We start from the raw sequence: 22,657 nt of genomic DNA, 5'->3' as shown, positions 1-22,657 counted from the left end.
CCTCTCTTTTATTCTCATTTATCTAGCTCTTTTAACGCTACTTTAGCAAGTTTAATCACTTTTTCATCACTTCCCAAATTAATCCATTCAAATTGTTTTCCGCTTTGTTGCTCTCCGCTTAGCAAATCGCCACTATTGCGATACTCTAAATCCATTTGCGCCACTTCAAATCCACTTTGTATCTGACAAAATCGCCTTAAGCGCTCATTATTAGCTTGATTAGAATACAAAAAACAATACCCCTTTAATCCATTCCTACTAACCCTTCCACGCAATTGATGCAATGTTGCCAATCCCAAGCGCTCTGCTCCAACAATCACAATTGTAGAGAGTTTTGGCAAAGAGATTCCAACTTCTACCACCGTGGTTGCCAATAAAATACTTCCCTTATCTCTAAATTCCTCTAATACTTCTTCTTTAAACTTATCCTTGCCATGAGTGATATAAACTCCACTAAAATGCCGCTTCCAAAATTCTTCGCCTTCTTTTAGCGAAACATAATCCATTGCTTTGCTTTCTTCTACCAAGGGATAAATAATCAAAACTTGGTGTTGAAGGGAAATTTCTCTTTGAATATGCACTATGAGTTCTTTAAAATCCGCTTTAGCTATCACTCTTGAAGTAATGTCTTTTTTAAAAGGTAAATCCAAAATAAAACTAAAATCCAAAAATTCTGATTCAATCATTGCTAAAGTTCTAGGAATTGGAGTTGCAGAAAATTGTAAAATATGAGGTCTTTTTTGATTTTCTTCAAACATTCTCTCTAAAGTATTTCGCTGTGCTGTCCCAAATCGATGCTGCTCATCAATCATCACTAAAGCAAAATTTTGCATCTTTTGATAAAGCAACGCGTGTGTGCCTATCACAAAATCACTTTGCTCTAAATCACCCTTTTTACTCCCTTGTGTCCATAATGCTACCCTAAGATTTTTAGGCAGATATTTTTGGCTTTCATCGTAGATTTGTTTAGCCAAAATCGAAGTTGGGACCATCAACACACTTCTTTTAGGGTAAGCTATAAGCACACCAGCAAAAATCACCATTGTTTTGCCACAACCCACATCACCCACAATAACGCGCCTTGTAGATTTTGCAGAATCCAATGAATGAGCAATCTCTAAAATCGCCTTTTCCTGTCCTTTAGTTAGCTTAAAAGGCAAATACTCTTGCCATTGCCTAAAATCACCCCTTAAAGCACAAACACTTGGAAATTCAACTTTTTTGGTCTTTAATTGGCGCATATACTCATAAATTTCTACAAACTTCAATGCTTCTAAATTTTTTCCAAAAAATCCACGATTCTTATTATATTCTACAAAAAATTCTAAGCTAGGCCGAAAAATCAATAACAATGCTTCTAAAATCTCTAAGGGGACATTAGGATAAGTTTGATAAAGCAAATCTAAATCCAAACTCTCCACAAATTCTTGCAACACCAAAACTCTAGCACCCTTAGCCTGAAAATTTGGCAAAATCTTTCCTGTTTGCTTAAGCACTTTTGGCTGAATCACACTAATAAAGCCACCTTGAATTTGCACCTTTCCACTCACAACAAGTCTCTCACCAACCTTAAAAATAGACTTATGATAAGTTTTGGCATTAAAAATCATTAGCTCAATTTCTCTATCTAATAGTGGTGCATAGCACAGCACTCTTGCATTTTTAAAGTTAGAATATCTTAAAACTTCAACTTCCAAAACCGCTTGAGTATTGACGATTAATTGAGACGATAAAATTGTATTAGAATAATCTTTGGGAGTAAATTTCAAACAAAAATCAAAAAAGCTTTTTATGCCTAGTTTTTGAATATTTAGCGGAAGCAGGGTTGGCAGATTCAATCTGCACTCACCACACTAAAAGTAAGTTTTGTAATTTCTTTATGGGATTTAATATAATCATTCACTTCTTTTAAAGTAAGATTCTGAATTTCTTGCAAGACTTGTGCATTAAAGTCCAAAGGCAAACCCTTGTAGTAATTATTAAACGCACTTCCTAATCTCTGGGAAAGCGTTTCATTGTGCAAAGGCTCACTACCTAGCAAATACTGCTTTGCTTCTTGCAATTCTTGCTCACTAATACCCTTTGCCACAAACTCATCAACCACTTCTTGCACAAGTTTTTGGGCTTCTTTTTCATTTTTTAAGCTCGTTTGCAAATATCCCCTTGCATAAGAAAATGTTTTTCCTGCTTCTAGTCGCATTACCGCAGAATAAGCCAGACCTCTTTTTACGCGCACCTCTTCCATCATACGACTTCCAAAGCCACTCCCTCCAAGCACAAAAGAAGCCACCTTAATTAACGCACTTTCTTTTTGGAGATTCTCCACATTAAGCGGTGATCCAAAATAAATATATGCTTGCTTGGTTTCCTTAATCTGACGCTTTGTTTGAGGCTTATCATTAGCACTAAATGGTTTAATCTCTACAGAATCCCCCACCGGTAAAACCGCTAAAAGATCTGCTAAACTTCGAGTTATTTTGTCATAATCCACATCACCACCCACAATCACAATAGCAGATTTCAAATTTACATACTTATGATAAAACTGCTCTATTTCTTCTAAAGACATTTGCGCTAAAGTCTCTTTAGTCCCACTTAATGGATTTTCTAGCACACTGCCTTTAAATAACATAGCACTCAAAGCGCGATTAGCCTGATAATCAAAGTCATTTTCTCTTTCTAAGATTCCAATGAGTGAATTTTCTTTTACTTTTTGCAAAGCCTTAGGAGTGAAATTTGGATCTTGCATTAAATCTTTTAAATATTTTAATCCACTCTCTTGCTCTTTGCTCATTCCACTTAATGTGAAATTCATCGTCTCTAGCCCACTTCCCACACTTAAACTTAATGCCTTCTCCTCTAGCTTTTGTGAAAACTTAGTTACACCAAGCTTTTGTGTCCCTTCATTTAAAAGTGAGCTTACAACATCAGATAGCCCATAATTTTTTTGATTACTCACTCCACCTGCACCCTTAAAAACAATTTGGACAAAAAACAAAGGAAGTTGCGAATTTTTCTCATACAAAACAGGAATCTCCACCCCTTTAACTTCCACTTTTTTTAATTCCACTGCCATTAAAAATCCTTTGAGAAATAATAAATTTAAAAAAATTACTAAAACTTTTTTCATTACTAAAAAATCTCCAAAATATCATAAGCTGTATTGCGCTTAGCTGGAATCTCGCCTACATCTTTAATTAAAGAAATCATCTCTGCTTGATTCATTGAGTTTCTAGCACCTGCTGCAGCAACAACATTTTCTTCCATCATCGTGCTACCCAAATCATTAGCTCCAAAAAGCAATGCAAGTTGCCCAATATAAGAACCTTGTGTTACCCAGCTACTTTGAATATTTTGAAAATTGTCCAAAAAGATTCGACTGCAAGCCAAAAGTCTCAAATAGCGATTAGATGAAGCTTTATGAAGTGTTGGAAATTCCTTTTGTAAGGGTGTAAAAGCAGGTTGAAAACTCCATAAAATAAATGCTCTAAAGCCATTGGTTTTATCTTGAAGATTGCGGATTCTCTCCCAATGCTCAATAATATCTGTATCATTCTCCACACTTCCAAACATCATTGTAGCGGTGCTTCTCATGCCAATTTTGTGGGCTTCTCTATGCACTTCTATCCATTCATCGCTATCTAGCTTTTTTGGCGCTATGACATCACGCACCCTATCGCTTAAAATCTCCGCTCCTGCGCCAGGAATTGAAGCTAATCCGCATTTTTGAAGTCTTTTTAATACTTCAGCAATAGAAATTTTAGAGATTTTTGCAATGTAATTAATCTCAATAGCAGAAAAGCCATGCACCGTAATTTGAGGATATTTTTGTGAAATATGTGAAACTAACTCTTCATACCATTCTATCTTAAGACTTGGATGCACCCCACCTTGAAAAAGTATTTGTGTCCCACCAATAGCAAGTAACTCTTCAATCTTTTGATCAATTTCTTCAAAACTAAGAATATAAGTCTCACTTTCATTAATTCTGCGCTTAAAGGCGCAAAATTTACAATCCACCCAACAAATATTAGTGTAATTAATATTCCTATCAACCACAAAAGTTGTAATATTATCTGGATGCAAAACCTGCTTAATCCCAAAAGCTCTTTCGCCCAATTCTTTCAAAGAGGCGTTTTGCATTAAATCCAAAATTTCTTCCCTACTCACACGCGGAATCTTAGTTCTAATGATTGCTCTATCTATTTTTTCTTGCATTGTCATCTTAAAATCTCTGTCCCATTGTAAATTCAAAAGAAGAGGTATCATCACCCTTTTTGGGATTAAGTGCTTTAGGAACAATAAAAGTAATAGCTCCAATAGGTGAAATCCATTCCAAAGCTACTCCCACAGAATCGCGCTGAATCTGCGTTAATTTATCCTCCCCTAACATACCATAATCATAAAAGGCACTCAATCGCATTTGCACCGTTTCAAACAATCCATAGCTTAACTCCACTGAACCATAAAGCGTTTGATTTCCACCAATCCTCACTCCATATTTATCGCGTGGCGTGATAGAGTTACTTTGGAAACCTCTAAGTGAGCTAACACCCCCTAAATAAAATCTCTCATTAATAGGGACATAACCATTATCATCAATATACCCAAACTTCGTGCGGAATCTAAATATCAAATCCAAATCAGTCCAATCTTCTAAGGATTTAAAATAATATAAATTCCCAAAATATTTCCAAAACTTAGCATCTCCCCCAACTCCTGCATATTCCAAAGAACCACCTGCTTTCCAACCATTTTTTGGAAAGAAATAAGAATCGGTATTATCAAAATACACCCCAGGAATCACGGAAGATTTAATATATTCTCCCTTATAGTAGCGACTATAAAAAGGGTTATTAAAATCAGAAAGTTTAGATTTTTGATAAGTGTAACCCACACTTGCTTCTAGGGTATCTGTGATTCTTCGCCCACCAACAAGACTAGCCCCTTGTGTAATCTCACGATAATCATAATCTGTATAATCTGTTTGATAAATATCTGTAGAAAGACTATAATTGCTATCCAAAACTGCAGGATTATAGAGATTTAAGCGATAAGAAGTAGAAACCTCACTCTTATCAAAGTAAAGTCCAGCTGTTAGCCCTGTCCCAAAGATATTTCTATCTTTAATAGATGCACTCCCCATTATTCCATCATAACTTCCATACCCTACACCAAAGGTAAATTCTCCTGTCTTACCCTCCTTGACATTCACAATCAAATCAATATTTTCTTCATCAACGCGCTTTTCTTCAATATCCACGCTATCAAAACCACCTGTTCTCATAATCGCATTTTTAGAGCGCTCAATCTTGCTCATTTGATATTGATCACCTGGAGCTAACAACACATTTCTACGAACCACCCTATCAAGCGTCTTAGAGTTACCCGAAATCAAAACATCGCGCACCTTTACTTTTTTGCCAGGTTGAACATAATAAATTACCCGCACTTCCGCATTCTCTTGATTCTTATCCAAATCCGGGGTTACTCGCGTGAAGGCATAACCCAAATCACCGATTTTATGTTTAATTGCTTCTGTGTCCTTACGCATTGTGCTAATATTAAATTTCTTACCCTTTTTTAAACTCACAATATCATAAAGATCTTCTAGTGGAATCACATCCTCTTCTAAAACAATATCAATTCCAGAAACCTTATAAAGTTGCCCTTCTTTGATATAAAAATCTAATTCAGCATTATAAGTGGTAAAATCTGTCCTTAAAAAAGGCGTATCTACTTCTGCATCCAAAAACCCTTTTTGCATATAGAGATCGCGGATTCTAAGCGCATCATTTTCAATTTCATTGATTTGCAATTTACCGCTATTAAACCCCCACATCCAGCCAAGAAAATCCCGCTCTTTATTAGCCGTAGATGCTTCAATGCGCGAAACTTTTAATTCATCTCTACCATAATAATTTGCTTTTCTAATAATAATTTCTTCACCCTTATTAATCTCTAGCGTTACTTTAAGTGCATTTTGCGAAATTTCCTCTGTTTTTACTTCCACAACAGTGTTATAAAACCCTTGAGATTCTAAAAGTGCAATAATCTTTTTTCGCGTATTAGCAATTTTTAGTTCATCATAAACATCGCCCTTTTTAAGCCCTATTTCTTTATCAAGGACTGATTGCTCTTTTCCTGCGCCATATCCACTCACTACCAAACTTGCAATTACAGGCTTTTCAACAAAATGATAAGTTAAAATTCCATTTTCTTCTGTAATCCAAATATCTTTAAAATATCCTTGCTCATAAAAATTAATAATACTTTTATTGACACTTTCAATATTCATTGTTTCATTAATCTTAATCTTGGCAATCTCATTTGCAATCAAGGGGGAAATGTAGTTTAACCCCTCATAGCGAATCTCTTTGATAACAGGTAATTCTGCTGCTTTTAAGCCACTTGACAAAGCAAAAGCTGCCACTACAAAGGATAATGTTTTTGGGAAAAAGCTCATCTTATTTTGCACCTTAAAGAATTAGAATTTTTTTGGATTATATCTTTTTTGAGTTTAAAGCTAACAAAACTAAAGTAAATAAATATATAATTTCATACAAAAATAAAATTTCAAATATGTGAGTAATAATATGCAAGCTGGAATCATTGGTTTAGGATTAATTGGCGGTTCTTTAGGGTTAGCTTTAAGAGAAACAGGAATGTTTAAGAGAATTTTAGGATTAGATAATAACGAGATTCACTTACAACAAGCGCTTTCTTTGGGACTAGTTGATGAAGGGGTGGAACTTGATGAAATCAAGCTTTGTGATGTTATTTTTCTTGCCATTCCCGTTGAGGCAATTTTAAAAACTCTACCCAAACTAACAGGAATCGCTCCACACACAACCATCATTGATCTAGGTAGCACCAAGCACCTCATCTCCCAAAATATCCCCCAAGAGATTCGCAAAAACTTTGTTTGCGCGCACCCCATGAGTGGAACAGAAAACTTTGGTCCCAAAGCAGCCTTTAAGGAATTGTTAGCTCATCACATTATCGTTTTAACCGACTTAGAGCAAAGCGGAGAATTTCAAGCAGCTATGGCAAAAGAGATTTTTGTCTCCCTTAAAATGAATATTATCAAAATGGATTCAAAATCTCACGACAATCACGCTGCATTTATTAGCCATTTGCCCCACATTATTAGCTATGCCATTGCCAACACTGTGCTATCCCAACAAAATCCAAAAGATATTTTAGCACTTGCAGGTGGTGGTTTTAAAAGTATGGTAAGAATCGCCAAAAGCTCCCCAATAATGTGGAGTGATATTGCTAAGCAAAATAAAAACGAATTACTCAAATCTCTTGACTTTTTTCAAAAAGAACTTGATTTTGCAACCTCCCTTATCAAAGAAGAAAAATGGGAAGAACTTGCCAAATGGATGGAAAAAGCCAATTCACTCTATGAAATCTTTTAAGCTTCAAGCAAAGCTTGTAGAATCCTTGGCTTTATAATTGCTAATTAGTTTAATGCAAATAGTCAATAAAATCCCCTCTAAAAGAGCTGCAATAATAAACGCATAATATTCCTCTGCGCTAATGACACCAAATTGCTTCCCAAGCTGTGCTGTTGCCACTAAGAAAGTAAGTGGCATCGAATGGCTAAAAGCAAAAAGCAAGACTTCTTTACGATTTTCAAAGTATTTTCTATATGCTACAAAAGCACCAATGATTCGCAAAAGTACCATTACTACAATAATCACAAATACTTCTGAAAACAAATGGGGGTTTTGAAAAATTAAATCCAAATCCAAAGTTGAACCCACATACACAAAAAACAATGGAACAAAAAAGCCAAAGCCAATTTCATTAAGTTTTTCTGCTAAGCCCTTTTGATGATGGAAATAAGTTGCTAGAATCATTCCTGCTAAAAATGCTCCAAGCACACGCTCTAAGTCTAATATTTGCGCAATTCCAATCATAGTTAAAAACAACATCACGCCAAAGCGAATATCTTGATTCTTGCTTGAATGTTGTGGAATCACATAAAACTTTAATGTTGGAAACCACCAAAATAAAATATTTGCCACCTTAAAAATCCCAACAATCACGCTCAAAAAGGCAAAAAGCACAAAAAGTGTTTCATAAAGCTTCCAAGTAATTCCATAAGAATACACACCATTTAAAAGCACCAAAACCACAATACTAATAAGCTCTCCCAAAATCCCAACATTCAATGCCATTTGAAGCCATTGTGTGTTTTTGGGATATTCTCTCAAAAGCGCCATAATCATTCCCAAACTCATAACCGGCAAAGTCGCGATATAAAATACAGACAATCCACTATAAAGCACATATAAAACCGCCACACCATAAAGCATAAAAAAATACACACTAGCTGATTTTATAAACTTCACTCCAAGCCTACTAAAGGTTTTTAAATCCACTTCCAAGCCACACAAAAACATTAAGAACAAAAACCCAATATGTGCTACAAATTCCAAAGAATCAAAATGTTTAAAAAAACCAAAATAAAATGCCAAAGCTCCAAGCAAAATCTCTACCACCACTAAAGGAAGCCTTGTTAATGCGCTAAAAAAGGGCGCCACAACAATCAATAATGAAATCACACCAAAAGCAATAAGACTATCCATAAAATACAATCGCTCCAAAAAAATTTACAAAGTATAACAAAAGCTCCTTAAAAACAGACTCTAAATTTAACAAATAAAATTTCCCAAAAACCTATTATAATTATGCTAATATGCTAAATTAAAAATGGGAGACTTTAAAAGTGGAAAAAGATTTTTTCGCCCCCTTATTGCCTTATAATTTTAAGAATCTAAGCACCAAAGAAAAAAAGGCTTTGCTTAAAAAAGAAATTTTACTTGCAAAAAACAAACATTATTTTGATTGGACAGCAAGTGGTTTAGCTGCAAAATGTATAGAAAAACGCATTAAAAAGATTCTTCCCTTTTATGCCAACCCACATTCTGAAAGCTCCCTTCACTCTAAAATTATCGGTAAAACTTATGAACAAGCACGCAAGAATCTTAAGCAAATCTTTGGGCTTGATTCTAGCTTTGCACTCATTTCTTGTGGTTTTGGGTCAAGCGCTGCTATCAAAAAGTTTCAAGAAATCCTAGGAATCTATCTCCCACCTCAAACTAAAAAAACTCTCAAACTCCACGAAATTGATTCCTCTAAATTACCTCTTGTAATCGTTGGACCCTATGAACACCACAGCAATGAATTAAGCTTTAGAGAAGGTTTATGCGAAGTGATACGAATCCCACTTAACACTGAAGGCTTAGTGGATTTAAAGGCTTTGGAGCAAATTTTGATTGCTAATGTCCATCGCAAAATCATTGCTTCTTTTTCACTTGCTTCAAATGTTAGTGGGATTTTAAGCCCTTTTATGCAAATCTCAAATCTAGTCCGAGAATATGGCGGAATTGTCTGCTTTGATATGGCAAGCTCCTCTGCTTATTTTGACATTCCTGCTTCTTTTTATGATGTTGCATTTCTCTCTCCACACAAGCTCTTAGGAGGAATTTCAAGCAGTGGAATCCTCATTATCAAGCGCAATTTAATCAACAAAACCCTGCCTCCTACTTTTTGTGGTGGCGGAGTGGTGGGCTATGTTTCGCGCATAAGCCAAATTTATTTTGCTAATGAAGAGATTCGTGAAGAATCAGGAACGCCTGGGATTTTAGAATTTATTAGAGCGAGTTTGGCTTATCAATTGCGCCAAGAAATTGGACAAGAATGGATTATGCAAACCAAAGAAAAGCTCATTCAAATCTTTAAAGAGTTTTTAGAAAGCCACCCTAAAATCACTCTTTATGGCAATCCAAACTACAACATTGTTGGAACTTTTGCATTTAATCTCCAAGAAAAATCTCCTTATGAAATTGCCACTATACTTTCAAATAACTATGGAATCTTGGTGCGCGCAGGTTGTTCTTGTGCAGGACCTTATGGACACGATTTACTTAATTTAAAAGACAATACAACTTTTAATCAAAAACCTGGTTGGATTCGCGTAAGTTTGCATTACACGCATCGCAAAAAAGAACTCTATTACCTTTGTGAATGCCTAAAAAAATTGTGCAAATAAGTCTTTTGTAAGCTTTAATCAAGCTTTTTTCATTACAATAAAACAAAAAGATTTAGGATTTGCTATGCAATTAAATGGCTCTGAAATGGTTATCCACGCCCTTAAAAATGAGGGCGTAAAGGTAGTCTTTGGTTATCCTGGTGGTGCGGCTTTAAATATTTATGATGAGATTTATAAGCAAAATTTCTTTGAACATATTCTCACACGCCACGAACAAGCTGCAGTTCATGCTGCTGATGGTTATGCTAGGGCAAGTGGAGAAGTGGGTGTAGCTATCGTAACAAGCGGACCTGGCTTTACAAACGCTGTTACAGGAATCGCAACAGCTTATATGGATTCAATCCCTCTTGTCATTATTAGCGGTCAAGTCCCAACAAGCCTTATTGGGACAGATGCTTTTCAAGAAATAGATGCTGTGGGAATCTCTCGCCCCTGCACCAAACACAATTTTCTTGTTAAAGACATTCAAGAGCTACCGCGAATCCTAAAAGAAGCTTTTTATATCGCTAGAAGTGGGCGTCCTGGTCCGGTGCATATTGACTTGCCCAAAGACATTAGTGCAACAATTGGAGAATTCAACTATCCAAGTGAAATCAAGCTCCAAACCTATAAACCAACCTACAAGGGCAATCCACGCCAAATCAAGAAAGTAGCTCAAGCCATCAAAGAATCCAAAAAGCCACTTTTATACCTTGGTGGAGGCTGTGTGGCTTCAAAAAGTGCAAATCTCATCAAAGAATTCTGTGAAATCACTCATATTCCAGTTGTTGAAACGCTTATGGCAAGAGGGATAATGCCCTATAATCACCCTGATTTGTTAGGAATGGTGGGAATGCATGGAAGCTATGTTGCTAATATGGCAATGAGCGAGACTGATCTTATTATCGCGCTTGGAGCGAGGTTTGATGATAGGGTAACAGGAAAGCTAAGCGAATTTGCCAAATATGCACAAATCGTGCATGTCGATATTGATCCAAGTAGCATTAGCAAAATCGTTGATGTTACCTATCCTATTGTTGGGGATATTAGCAGTGTTTTAGAAGAGCTTTTAGGATTAGTCAAAGAAGATTATGAAGTTAAAAATATTCTTGCTTGGAGAGAGACACTAGGGCGCTATGACAAACTTCATCCTTTGAGCTATGAAGATTCTGAAGAGATTTTAAAACCCCAGTGGGTTATTAAAAAAATAGGTGAGATTCTAGGCAAAGAAGCATTTATCTCTACTGATGTTGGGCAGCATCAAATGTGGGCAGCGCAATTTTATCCCTTTAGCTTTCCTCGCCAATTTATCACAAGTGGCGGTTTAGGGACTATGGGCTTTGGTCTGCCTGCTGCAATGGGAGCTAAAAAGGCATTTCCAGACAAAACTTCCATTAATATTAGTGGAGATGGAAGTATTTTGATGAATATTCAAGAGCTAATGACCTGTTTAGCAAGTCAGATTCCTGTAATCAATGTTGTTTTAAACAATAATTATTTAGGTATGGTAAGGCAGTGGCAAACTTTCTTTTATGAAAATCGCTATTCAGAAACTGATTTGCAACTCCAGCCAGATTTTGTCAAACTTGTCGAATCTTTTGGCGGAGTCGGATTTGTCATTCATACCAAAGAAGAATTTATCCAATGTCTTAATAAAGCTATTAACTCCAACAAACCTGCTTTGCTTGATGTGCGAATTGATCGCTTTGAAAATGTCTTGCCCATGGTGCCAACTGGTGGAGCATTGTTTAATATGATGTTAGAGTATAAGGAGTAAGCTATGGAGATTAAACGCGTTATTACCGTAACGGTTTTAAATGAACATGGGGTATTATCAAGAATTAGTGGATTATTTGCAGGGCGCGGATATAATATCGAATCACTCACTGTTGCACCCATTTTTGATACCAATCTTTCTAGGATAACCATCACAACACAGGGAGATAAAAAAGTATTAGAACAGATTTTAAAACAACTCCACAAACTTATCCCTGTGTTAAAAGTTTTAGAAGATGAGCAAATTATTGAGCAAGAATCGGTGCTTGTAAAATTTTCTAATAAAGAATCCCTTAGCGAACTCTCGGCTATTTTTACAAGTTACAATGGAAAATTGCTAGAAGTGAATGAAAAATATGCAATTTTCATGGCTTGCGATTGCCATATGCGAATCAATGGCTTACTCCAAGCTATCCAAACCTATAAACCAAAAGACATTACAAGAAGCGGTATTTCAGCCATTGAAGTCAATTAAGGAAGATAATGTTACTCAATCAAATTGTTAGCTTTTTAAAAGAAAAAGAGGTTTTAGGTGAGATTTTACAATGGAATGAAGGGAATAAAGATTGGATAGAACATTCTAGCTTTTTTGATTCTGAAGCGATTACTCATATTGAATCGCCCCTAAAGGCTACTTATGATTCCCTTACATTTTTAGAAAAAGAAAAATACCTAGCCGATATTGAAAAAACTAAAGCCAAAGTCATTCTCACGCGCAAAGCCTATGTCAAAAATCTCCCCAAAACTTCTCTTGCTTTTGTGAGTGAAAATCCTTATCTAGCAATGGCATACTTAACGAAATTTTTTGCCAAACCACTCTTTAGCTCCAAAATTGCCCCAAAAATTGCCCAAAATACTACAATTGCTCACAATGCTACAATCGGAAATGGTAGCGAGATTGATGAGAATTCCGTGCTAATGGCGGGTGTTGTGATTGGGGAAAATGTCAAAATTGGGAAAAATTGCATTCTCTATCCTAATGTTTGCATTTATAATGATTGCGAAATTGGAGATAATGTCATTATTCACGCTAATTCTGTCATTGGGAGCGATGGATTTGGCTATGCTCATACCAAAGATGGACAACACATTAAAATCCACCACAATGGCAAGGTTGTGCTTGAGAATGAAGTTGAAATAGGCTCTAATACCTCTATAGACAGAGCGGTTTTTGGGCAAACGCGCATCTGCAAAGGCACAAAAATTGATAATCTTGTTCAAATTGGACATAATTGTGATATTGGTGAACACTCTATTATTGTTTCCCAAGCAGGAATCTCTGGCTCTACCACAACAGGGCGCAATGTAGTGCTAGGGGGACAAAGTGGAAGTGCTGGGCATTTACATATTGGCGAATTCACTCAAATTGGCGCAAAGGCGGCAATCGCAAAAAGTGTTCCTGCTTTTGGAAAATTCTCTGGACACCCACTTTTGCCAATTCAAGATTGGCTAAAACTGCAAGCTCTTTTTAAAAAAATGCTGAAAAATAAGTAATTTCAGTTACATTTAAGTTCTACTTTAATATACTCCTTTAAGCAAGGCTAAAAACAGCAACCTTAAAAGGAGAAAGCAATGAAAGAGGAAAGAATCTTTAAAACTATCCCTCTAAATGACACAAAAAATGGAACCATTAGTTTTGCAATCATTAAAAATCCCTATGAGGAAGATGGCAATGTTGTTGTCAGTATCGGCATTATGATAGATGATACAAAACCAGAGTGGAAAGTCCATATACCCTTCTCCCAAATCAAAGAAGTAAGGAAGATTCTCAAAAAAGCTCACAAAAAATATAAACCAAGCAAAAAAGGCAAACAATGAAACAAAAAATCAAAAAACTAGCTTATACAATCCCTCTTGATAATGATTATATCCACGATGCCAATATCGTCGTTGCCAAAATCAATGTCCCAAGCAAAAAAGATAAAAAACAAACGGCAATTTCTATCTCACTCAATCTCAATGATGATACAAAAGACATTACTCACCCCGAATGGAAAGTCATCATTCCCAAACGAAAAGTCAAAAAACTGCGTAAAGCCCTCAAAAAAATCTGCAAAGATTGATTTTGCAGATATTAGCCCTTAAAGCTTTCTAGGGCATTTTGGATTCTCTTTATTATTTCTTCTTTCTCCAAGCTAGCAAGCAAAGGGGCAATTCCTACGCCGCCACTCTTTCCAAGCAAAGCATAACGCAAAGGCACAAATAATACTTTTGCTTTGATTCCGTGAAAATCTGCAAAAGTCGCCATCTCATTTTCAACTTCTTGAGCAGTTGCTATTGGTTTTTTAAGTGCTTTAATATAAGCACAAAACTCTCCTAAAAGCCTAATATTTTCCTCGCTAGAAACCTTATGCTGCATCTTTTCATCATAGCTTTTTGGCGTTTGCAAACAATCTTTTAAAATCTCCACAAAATCCACTAAAGTCTTAGAACGCTCTTTGATTTCTGGATACAGAATCTCTTGCACTCTCTCTTGTGGAACTTCCACATTGAAATTTTCGCTCAAAAGCATATTTAAAGAATCATTGCTTAGTTCTCTAATATAATGGCTATTAAGCCATAAAAGCTTCTCTTGATTATAAGCTGAAGGGGCTGAATTCAAATCATTGGGGCTAAAAAACTCTAGCATTTCTTTTTTGCTAAAAATCTCTTGATCTCCATGACTCCAACCAAGTCGCACAAGGAAATTCAAAAGTGCTTCTGGCAAATAACCCATTTCTTTGTATTCCATAACACTCATTGCACCATCACGCTTGCTAAGCTTATGCCCTTGTGGATTAAGAATCATTGGCACATGAAAAAATCGTGGCACCCTAAATCCTAAAGCCTCATAAATAATAATCTGCTTAGGCGTATTGCTCAAATGATCATCCCCCCTAATAACATCTGTAACGCCCATTAGCGCATCATCAATTGCTACACAAAAATTATAAGTTGGCGTCCCATCGCTTCTTGCAATAATAAAATCATCTAGCTCTTTTGCAGCAATTCTCATCTCACCTTTCACGCCATCGCCAAAGCAAATCTCACCACTTAAAGGTGCTTTGATTCTCACTACTGGCTGTATTCCGCTTGGGGGTGTCCCTTGAAAATCACGATAACGATTATCATAACGCGGAGTCTCCCCTCTTTTGCGTTGTTCCTCGCGCAATAAATCCAATTCTTCTTTACTCATATAGCAATAATACGCCTTGCCCTCTTTTAGAAGCTGATCAATGTATTGCTGATAAAGCGGAAATCTTTGGCTTTGATAAACGACCTCACCATCATAATCCATTCCAACCCACTCAAAGGCTTGAATAATAGCCTCTTTTGCATCGGTAGAATTTCTTGCTAAATCTGTGTCTTCGATTCTTAAGAGAAATTTACCTTTATTGGCTCTTGCATAAAGATAATTAAAAAGTGCGGTTCTAAGACCACCGATATGTAGGTAACCTGTAGGGGATGGGGCAAATCGCGTTACTATTGTTTCCATATTTTAAAAGTCTCCAAAAACTTAAAATTTTAGGAATATTACCAAATTCTAACTTGTAAAATTTATAAGTTTTTAAAAAACTTCTTTAATTCCTTGCTGGAATTTTCCTTACTCTATATATTTGCTTTTTTTCTGCAACTTCTGTTTATACTTTTTATTTGTGTATTTTTTATAATCTTTGCTAGGATGCTTGTAGCGATATAGTAGATGCCTTTAATTACCACCAAATTAGCTTACAAGCGCTCCATTGTCTTTTACTTGATTTTTAAAAAATTATTTTAATGTGTCTCGCACAGCCTTAACTGCCTCAACCATATTTTTAAGGCTTGGCTTGACTTCTTCCCATTTTCGAGTTTTTAGCCCACAATCTGGATTAATCCATAATTGTTCTTTTGGCAATACTTCCAAAAGTGCTTTGATTTGATCGATGATTTCTTGTGTGCTTGGGATTCTAGGGCTATGAATATCATACACACCCGGTCCTACTTCATGTGTATAGCCAACTTCCTTAAAGACTTTTAGCAACTCATTTCCGCTTCTTGCAGTTTCTATACTAATCACATCAGCATCCATTGCCTCGATAGTTTTGATAATGTCATTAAACTCACTATAACACATGTGTGTGTGAATCTGTGTATTTGCCTTTGCTACTGCGGTAGAAACCTTAAAGCACTCTAGCGCCCATCGCTCATATTCTTTGATATTTTCTGCGCGCAAAGGATACCCTTCTTTAAAGGCTGCCTCATCGACTTGAATGATTTTCACTCCGCCTTTTTGTAAATCATCAATCTCATCAGCAATGGCTAATGCAATTTGTTCGCATACTTGTGAGCGTGCCATATCATCGCGCACAAAACTCCAATTTAGAATCGTTACAGGTCCTGTTAGCATACCTTTCATAATTTTTTTCGTAAGACTTTGTGCATACAAAATCCAATCAAGCGTCATTGCCTTAGGTCGTGCTACATCACCAAAAATAATAGGTGGCTTTACACAGCGGCTACCATAGCTTTGCACCCAACCATTTTGACTAAACACAAACCCTTCAAGCTGCTCCCCAAAATACTCCACCATATCATTGCGTTCTGGCTCTCCATGCACCAAAACATCTAAATCAATTTCTTCTTGAAACTTCACGCAATCTTGTATGTATTCTTTGATTCCTGCTTCATACGCATCTTTGCTAATCTCACCTTTTTTATACCCCAAACGCAATGCACGAAGTTCTGGTGTTTGAGGGAATGAACCAATTGTTGTTGTCGCAAGATCTGGATAACCTAGCTCATCTCGTTGAATCTTAATACGATCTTTGAAAGCTACATCGCGGCTTTTTAATGTATTTTTGCTCACGCGATCGCGCACAGCTTTATTGTTTGTTTTTTCAGAAGTTTTACGCGCATTATTAATAGCCTTATTGGCTTCAAAAAATGCTTTGCTTCCTCCATTTACGCCATTTTTAAAGAGATCTTCAAGCACTCTTAATTCTTCAAGTTTTTCTTTTGCAAAGCTAATCCAACTTAGAATTTGTGAATCCATTTTGCTTTCATCATCTTTTCCAAAAGGCACATGCAAAAGTGAGCAAGAAGTAGTGATTACTACGCGCTCTTTTGGAATTTGTGCTGTGATAGATTCTAATGTTTTGAGTTTAGATTCCAAATCTGCTACCCAAATATTACGCCCATCAATAAGCCCTGCAAAAAGCACCTTGTTGCTTGCTGCGATAGCACCAAGAGATTGTGTATTTTTAGCCCCTGCGATAAAATCAAGTCCTATACCATGAATGCTTGTTTGCAACAAAACTTCTGTAAGCTCATTGCTATGCTCAAAAAAAGTTGTTACGATAGTTTTGATACCTTTTTGTGCAATGCTTTCATACACTTCTTTAATAGCTTGTTTATCATAGACACATTGTGCTTGTAGTGTATCATTGTGCCATCCACGCACAAAAATAGGCTCACTAAATTCAATCACAACTTCTGAATCTAGTTTAGCAATCTCATCAACCAAATCTAAATACGCACTCTTAAGCTTTGCAAAAATAGCTTTTGGATCACCTTGTGCAATTTTGCTTAATCCAAAAAATGTAAAAAGTCCTATAAGTGAAATCTTTGGCGTATATCCTAGCGCTTTAGCTTCATTGTATTGATCCTTTAGTGTTTGAATCTGTGCTTGATATGCATCTGTTTGACTAAGCTCTGGCACGACATAGTGATAGTTTGTGTTAAACCATTTTGTCATTTCACACGCTACACCTTTTGCATGTCCGCGCGCCATAGCAAAATATCCCTCCAAACCGCTTAAGTCTTTAAATCTTTGTGGCTTTGCACCAAGTGCATAGGCAAGATCCAAAATATTATCATAGTAGCTAAAGTCATTGACACATACATAATCAAGATGTTTTTGTGCTTCCCAATGCTTTTTACGCAAATCTTTAGCTACATTTTCTAAATCACTTTGGCTACATTTTCCAGCCCAAAATGCCTCTAAAGCTTTTTTCAGCTCTCTATTTTGTCCGATACGAGGAAATCCAACGATACTACTCATTATAATCCTTTTTATGAAATTTTATTTTGACGGATATTATTGCATATTTTTTTAAAAAATACAATATGTATTTAAAAATTTATAATAAATTTTCTCTCAAAAATTTCTATTTATCTCCTCGTCAATCGTCTTTTTTCTACGAATCCTATTTATAATTTTCTATCGCTATTTTTTTGATAAGTCTTGCAGGATTTCCACCCACGATAGAATTTGGCGGGACATCTTTGGTAACGACTGCATTAGCACCCACGATAGAATTTTCACCAATCCTAACACCCGGACAAATAGTTGCTGCTACACCTATCCACACGCGCTTTTGGATATAAATAGGCTTGCAAATGGTAGTGGTGCGATTATAGGGATTAATGTCGTGGTTAATGGTGATGAGATTAACTTTTGGTCCGATAAACACCTCATCATCAATATAGATTCCGCCCCGATCCATAAATGTGCAAGCGGTATTAACAAAAACATTTTTGCCAAAATATATATTACGCCCAAAATCCGTATAAAAAGGTGGTAAAAGCCACAAACTAGAATCCACCTCTCTTCCCATAATTTGACTTAAAATCTCACGCACTTGCTCCTCGCTTTTTTCTCCATTATTAAGCTTGGCGATGAGTTTTTGCGTGTGCTTAATCACTTCGATGATAGGTGCGACTTCAGGATCTCTAGAATCTAGTGGCACACCAGCCAAATCTTTCTCAAAAACATTCACAATCCTATCCTGACTTTAACCAAACACTTTTTGCAAATGTGCTTTATACTCTTGTATGTATTGTTCTACTTGTGGGTTTTTGACCACATCATTACAAATAAATGTCGGCAAAGCCTGCATACCTAAAAATTCGTGTGCCTTATGCAAATGCAAATACACGACATCTACACCCACGCCACCAAAAAACTCATCTTTGTCTGTAAATGCCTCAATGGGTGCATTCCAAGTAAGACTAAACATATATTTCTTATCGTGTAATAAGCCACCTTTGCCATAATTTTTGCTTGGGTTATCACGATGTCGCCCATCACTAGCACAAAATTTTCCAGCTCCTGCCATAAATACTTTATCTATATATTCTTTTACTATCCAAGGCTCACCCATCCACCAACCAGGCATTTGATAAATCCATACATCAGAATCTAATAACTTTTGCACTTCAGATTCTATATCATAGCCCTTATCTATATGTGTTTCTACAATATTACACCCAAAAGATTGCAATGTTTCTTTAGCCACTTCTTGCAAAGTCGCAGAAAGCCTACCTTCACTACTACCAAACTTTTTGCTTCCATTAATCAGTAATATATTTTTCATACATTCTCCTTTTTGCAGTCTTTTTTACAACCTTTGTATTGTTTGCTTTGTGGATTAAATCCATCGATATTATTATGCAGCATTTCATCATAAATACCAAGCTTATACTCTAGCGTTTCAAGCACAGATTGTAGCTCCTCAATAGTATCTGTAACAATCTCTTTTTGCCTAGCAATCATTTCTCGTCGCTCTTTTGCTGTGCAATCGCCCTTATTTGCAAGCTCTATGTAATATTTAATCGTCGGAATATCCATTTGGGCTTTACGAAACCAATTAATCCAACGCACCCATTCCACATCACGCTCACTAAAATATTTAACTTGATTGTCATCTTTTTCCACAAAAGGAAATAAGCCTTTCTTTGCCCAAAAACGCAAGGTATGTGAAGACACTCCTGTCTTTTTTTCTACCTCAATAATTGTATAAGCCACAAATGCCTCCTTATTATCTACCAAGAATCTAAAGCCATAAAGCATACGAAATTATAAAACATTAGAGTTACTCTAAGTCAAGAAAAGAAGTGAAGATTTATTAAAAAATAATTTTATAAAATTAGCCAAATTTCTTTCAAACTTGTATCATCTAAAATTTTGTCATCTATTGAAGTTTTGCCTTGAGAAATAACAATTCTAGCCTTTTCAAACTTTCTAAACAAACGCTTAAAGAAACTTGGCTTTTTTGCCAAATAAACTTTATTGCTCTCTTTATATGCATTCAAACACAATTTTACATTAATTGCATAATTTGGATAAAAAAGCATTTTTGCTGCCTGTTCTAATGGGACATCAAAGGATTTTTGAACTTTTTTAGCTAAAGATATTTTTCTTTCTTTCTTTCATTGCTTTATCCAAAATCCTTTCTGAAATAATCTGACTTTCTTTGATAAAAAGATTTAAATCTATCAACTTAATAGCTTTCAACATTTTAATCTTTCATCCATAATAGCTTACCCCATTTCTAGAGAAATAAACTATCACCTTATAGCACACTCAACCATAAGCGACAAAGATCAAACAATTGGCTACAAGCATATTGTAATCAATTATTTCATGGAAACAACTTCTATTGTTAGTATAGAGGAATTATAAAAGCCAAAATTCTAATTTAGATTCTAACTTAATTAAGATGGCAGGAATTACAATCTGCCACCTTAATTTTACACCAGCAGACAAACCAATTGATTTTAAATACATTCTATAAACATTCATAATCTAAATTATTGATTTTTAACACTAAGATCTAGTATTCACAAACCTCTCATAATCTTCAGGTATTCCAATATCAATGAAATAGCGATTAAAAACTTTAGTTTCAATTCTTAGCATTTTATAATTTTCTTGTAAAAATTCTTCAAAAGAAAATTTCTTCTCCAAAACAAAACCATCAAAAATATCTTTTTTTATTAGATAGATACCGCCATTAATCAAGCCTTGTTCTTTAAAAACTTTTTCTTCAAAAGACACCACAAAGCCTTGTTTATCAATCTTAACATTACCATATCTATCAAAATTTTGCATTTGCTTTAAAGCGATGCAAATTTTACTCTCTCCAAGCTTCATTTCTTTTAAAGGAATATCAAAAAATGTATCTCCATTTAACACATAAGCTTCGTCTTTAATAAACTTCAAAGAATCTTTGATAGCTCCACCTGTCCCCAAAAGCTCCTTTTCTACATTATAGATTATTTTTAACCCTTGAAGCTCATCTTTGAAATATTCTTGAATCAATTCATATTTATAAGATACGCTCAAAATAACTTCTGTGATACCTTGTTCTTTCAAATACTCTAATACAAAAGCCAAAAATGGCTTCCCATTAATAGGAGCCATAGGCTTTGGGACATCTTGAATCACGCTTCTAAGTCTAGTGCCAAGCCCCCCAGCTAAAACTATAGCTTGCAACCAAAACCTTTACCAAATAACTCTTCTTCTACAATAGCACAAATAATATGTCCTATTAAAATATGCGATTCTTGGATTCTTGGCGTTTTGTTTGATGGCACTTTGATACAATAATCACAAAGCTCATTCATTTTCCCACCACTCTCTCCAGTTAAACCAACACTCAAGATACCCTTTTCTTTACAAACTTTTAAGGCTTCAATGATATTGGCACTATTACCACTTGTAGAGATTCCAATAAAAATATCCCCTTCAACGCCTTGGGCTTGCACCTGTCTTGAAAACAATTTTTCATAACCATAATCATTCCCAATAGCAGTTAAAATACTCGTATCAGTTGTCAATGCAATAGAAGGAATTCCGGGTCTATCAAAATAAAATCGACTAACAAACTCTCCAGCAATGTGTTGCGCATCGGCTGCACTGCCACCATTTCCAGCCAAAAGTGTCTTTTTCCCTTCTTTATAAGCCTTTGTAGTCTCTAAAGCCACCTTTTTAATCAATTCTAACAATTTTTCATCATTAAGTATTTTTGTTTTAACCGCGATAGAATCTTCAAAATGTTCTTTAATATAAGAATTTACAATTTCCATGATTTTGCTCCTTCTTTTGTAAATGAAAAATCCTGAACATAACCCTGTTCTTGATTTAAAAGCTTGATTAATTGATATTTTTTTATGGGATCTACCAAGAAAAACATAAATCCTCCAGCACCTGCCCCACTTGTCTTTCCACTATAAGCACCATTAGCCATTGCGAGATTGTAAATTCTCTCCAATTCATCATTGCTAACAATCTCTGAAATAATCTTTTTAGACTGCCATGATTTGCCAAGAATCCGTGCCATTGTATCAAAATCCGCTTTAAAAAGCGCCTCTTTCATGGCAACTGCATCTTGCTTGATAGCATGCATCGCTTCTAGAGATTTTTGATCTCCTAGCCTACCCTTTTTATGCTCTTCTACATCTTTTGCTTCTCTTGTAATATTTGTAAAATACAATACTACTCTTGCTTCAAGCTCACTTGCAATCCAATTTTTTATACGCAAAGGATTAACAATGACTCGCTTTTGTTCATAAAATTCCATAAAGTTAAATCCACCAAAGGTTGCTGCATATTGATCTTGTGCGCCACCTACTATCCCCATATCTTCACGCTCAATCTCATAAGCAAGTTTAGCAATCTCATATTCTCCAAGCGGCAAATTTAACCATTCTACAAAAGCCTTAATCACTCCAACTACCAAAGTCGAACTACCGCCCAAACCACTTCCGCTAGGAACATCCGAATAAGTATGTAGTGAAAAACTCAAAGGCTTATGAGTAAAATCCCTCACTATACGATTATAAATGGCTTTAAAAATATCCAAATTCCCATCATTTTGAAGATGCGAACTACTTTGGTAGTTGGCATATGAGTTTGTATCAGGAGAATCAAAAATAATAGTCTCATCATCCCTTTCTATTAGCGTGCAATGAATGTAAAGCGATATCGTAGTATTTAGGACATAACCTGTATATTTATCACAATACAAGTTAATATCTGTCCCTCCTCCTGCTAATCCTAATCTCAATGGTGTCTGTGAGCGAATAACCATAGCC

21 protein-coding genes are annotated in these 22,657 nt (G+C 35.7%); 7 read left to right on the top strand and 14 right to left on the bottom strand.

Going from position 1 to position 22,657, the window contains the following annotated elements; translation table 11 throughout:
* Positions 1 to 14: 14 nt before the first annotated feature.
* The 4 genes from recG to bamA are packed head-to-tail and all read right to left on the bottom strand — an operon-like array spanning position 15 to position 6,466.
* Positions 15 to 1,838 (bottom strand): ATP-dependent DNA helicase RecG, encoded by a 1,824-nt coding sequence (gene recG / locus CCY98_RS02545; RefSeq protein ID WP_112057012.1) that lies wholly within the window; start codon positions 1,836 to 1,838, stop codon positions 15 to 17.
* Positions 1,835 to 3,076, bottom strand: a complete 1,242-nt coding sequence (locus tag CCY98_RS02540) for a pitrilysin family protein (protein WP_258437959.1) — start codon at positions 3,074 to 3,076, stop codon at positions 1,835 to 1,837. The genes recG and CCY98_RS02540 overlap by 4 nt, the downstream gene beginning before the upstream one ends.
* Positions 3,077 to 3,132: 56 nt before the next feature.
* Positions 3,133 to 4,218: a dehypoxanthine futalosine cyclase gene (locus CCY98_RS02535; RefSeq protein WP_112057088.1), complete on the bottom strand. Its 1,086-nt coding sequence runs from the start codon at positions 4,216 to 4,218 to the stop codon at positions 3,133 to 3,135.
* Between the two features lie 7 nt (positions 4,219 to 4,225).
* On the bottom strand, positions 4,226 to 6,466 hold the full coding sequence (gene bamA / locus CCY98_RS02530) for an outer membrane protein assembly factor BamA (protein WP_112057010.1): 2,241 nt from the start codon (positions 6,464 to 6,466) through the stop codon (positions 4,226 to 4,228).
* A 130-nt stretch (positions 6,467 to 6,596) separates the two neighbouring features.
* Between bamA and CCY98_RS02525 the strand changes: the two genes are divergently transcribed.
* Positions 6,597 to 7,424 carry a prephenate dehydrogenase gene (locus tag CCY98_RS02525; protein WP_112057009.1) on the top strand — a complete coding sequence of 276 codons (828 nt, stop codon included), beginning with the start codon at positions 6,597 to 6,599 and terminating at the stop codon, positions 7,422 to 7,424.
* Positions 7,425 to 7,427: 3 nt separating this feature from the next.
* Here the strand turns inward: CCY98_RS02525 and CCY98_RS02520 are convergent, their stop codons facing one another.
* Entirely contained in the window at positions 7,428 to 8,600 is a 1,173-nt protein-coding gene (locus tag CCY98_RS02520; RefSeq protein ID WP_112057087.1) for a cation:proton antiporter, read from the bottom strand.
* A 167-nt stretch (positions 8,601 to 8,767) separates the two neighbouring features.
* On the opposite strand from CCY98_RS02520, the gene CCY98_RS02515 reads away from it, so the two are divergent.
* The 6 genes from CCY98_RS02515 to CCY98_RS02490 all read left to right on the top strand — a co-directional run bounded on the left by CCY98_RS02515 (position 8,768) and on the right by CCY98_RS02490 (position 13,884).
* Positions 8,768 to 10,066: an aminotransferase class V-fold PLP-dependent enzyme gene (locus tag CCY98_RS02515; protein WP_181566536.1), complete on the top strand. Its 1,299-nt coding sequence runs from the start codon at positions 8,768 to 8,770 to the stop codon at positions 10,064 to 10,066.
* Between the two features lie 64 nt (positions 10,067 to 10,130).
* Entirely contained in the window at positions 10,131 to 11,822 is a 1,692-nt protein-coding gene (locus CCY98_RS02510; RefSeq protein WP_112057007.1) for an acetolactate synthase large subunit, read from the top strand.
* Positions 11,823 to 11,825: 3 nt separating this feature from the next.
* Positions 11,826 to 12,296: an acetolactate synthase small subunit gene (ilvN, locus tag CCY98_RS02505; protein ID WP_112057006.1), complete on the top strand. Its 471-nt coding sequence runs from the start codon at positions 11,826 to 11,828 to the stop codon at positions 12,294 to 12,296.
* An 8-nt stretch (positions 12,297 to 12,304) separates the two neighbouring features.
* Positions 12,305 to 13,315, top strand: a complete 1,011-nt coding sequence (gene lpxD / locus CCY98_RS02500; protein ID WP_112057005.1) for a UDP-3-O-(3-hydroxymyristoyl)glucosamine N-acyltransferase — start codon at positions 12,305 to 12,307, stop codon at positions 13,313 to 13,315.
* 78 nt (positions 13,316 to 13,393) lie between these two features.
* Positions 13,394 to 13,639 (top strand): hypothetical protein, encoded by a 246-nt coding sequence (locus CCY98_RS02495; protein ID WP_054195130.1) that lies wholly within the window; start codon positions 13,394 to 13,396, stop codon positions 13,637 to 13,639.
* Positions 13,636 to 13,884: a hypothetical protein gene (locus tag CCY98_RS02490; RefSeq protein WP_112057004.1), complete on the top strand. Its 249-nt coding sequence runs from the start codon at positions 13,636 to 13,638 to the stop codon at positions 13,882 to 13,884. Before CCY98_RS02495 ends, CCY98_RS02490 begins: the two co-directional genes overlap by 4 nt.
* 11 nt (positions 13,885 to 13,895) lie before the next feature.
* Here CCY98_RS02490 and gltX read toward each other — a convergent pair whose 3' ends face one another.
* The 9 genes from gltX to CCY98_RS02445 all read right to left on the bottom strand — a co-directional run bounded on the left by gltX (position 13,896) and on the right by CCY98_RS02445 (position 22,653).
* Positions 13,896 to 15,296: a glutamate--tRNA ligase gene (gene gltX, locus CCY98_RS02485; RefSeq protein ID WP_112057003.1), complete on the bottom strand. Its 1,401-nt coding sequence runs from the start codon at positions 15,294 to 15,296 to the stop codon at positions 13,896 to 13,898.
* A gap of 273 nt (positions 15,297 to 15,569) precedes the next feature.
* Positions 15,570 to 17,840 carry a 5-methyltetrahydropteroyltriglutamate--homocysteine S-methyltransferase gene (gene metE, locus CCY98_RS02480; RefSeq protein ID WP_112057002.1) on the bottom strand — a complete coding sequence of 757 codons (2,271 nt, stop codon included), beginning with the start codon at positions 17,838 to 17,840 and terminating at the stop codon, positions 15,570 to 15,572.
* 145 nt (positions 17,841 to 17,985) lie between these two features.
* Complete coding sequence (locus CCY98_RS02475; RefSeq protein ID WP_112057001.1) at positions 17,986 to 18,558, bottom strand: sugar O-acetyltransferase; 573 nt, start codon at positions 18,556 to 18,558, stop codon at positions 17,986 to 17,988.
* A gap of 15 nt (positions 18,559 to 18,573) precedes the next feature.
* Entirely contained in the window at positions 18,574 to 19,155 is a 582-nt protein-coding gene (locus CCY98_RS02470; RefSeq protein ID WP_095626967.1) for an NAD(P)H-dependent oxidoreductase, read from the bottom strand.
* Complete coding sequence (locus CCY98_RS02465; protein WP_181566525.1) at positions 19,152 to 19,586, bottom strand: MerR family transcriptional regulator; 435 nt, start codon at positions 19,584 to 19,586, stop codon at positions 19,152 to 19,154. Before CCY98_RS02465 ends, CCY98_RS02470 begins: the two co-directional genes overlap by 4 nt.
* A 113-nt stretch (positions 19,587 to 19,699) precedes the next feature.
* On the bottom strand, positions 19,700 to 19,915 hold the full coding sequence (locus tag CCY98_RS02460) for a hypothetical protein (RefSeq protein ID WP_112056999.1): 216 nt from the start codon (positions 19,913 to 19,915) through the stop codon (positions 19,700 to 19,702).
* Positions 19,916 to 20,387: 472 nt separating this feature from the next.
* Positions 20,388 to 21,056: a nucleotidyltransferase family protein gene (locus tag CCY98_RS02455; RefSeq protein ID WP_112056998.1), complete on the bottom strand. Its 669-nt coding sequence runs from the start codon at positions 21,054 to 21,056 to the stop codon at positions 20,388 to 20,390.
* Complete coding sequence (locus CCY98_RS02450; RefSeq protein ID WP_112056997.1) at positions 21,044 to 21,649, bottom strand: D-sedoheptulose 7-phosphate isomerase; 606 nt, start codon at positions 21,647 to 21,649, stop codon at positions 21,044 to 21,046. Before CCY98_RS02450 ends, CCY98_RS02455 begins: the two co-directional genes overlap by 13 nt.
* Positions 21,637 to 22,653, bottom strand: coding sequence for a dehydrogenase (locus tag CCY98_RS02445; protein WP_112056996.1), 1,017 nt, complete (start codon positions 22,651 to 22,653; stop codon positions 21,637 to 21,639). Before CCY98_RS02445 ends, CCY98_RS02450 begins: the two co-directional genes overlap by 13 nt.
* Between the last annotated feature and the right edge of the window lie 4 nt (positions 22,654 to 22,657).

It is taken from the genome of Helicobacter sp. 11-8110, assembly GCF_003288905.1.
GTDB lineage: Bacteria > Campylobacterota > Campylobacteria > Campylobacterales > Helicobacteraceae > Helicobacter_D > Helicobacter_D colisuis.
The sequence above is the reverse complement of the archived record's forward strand: the minus strand, read 5'-3'. Positions and strand labels throughout refer to the sequence as shown.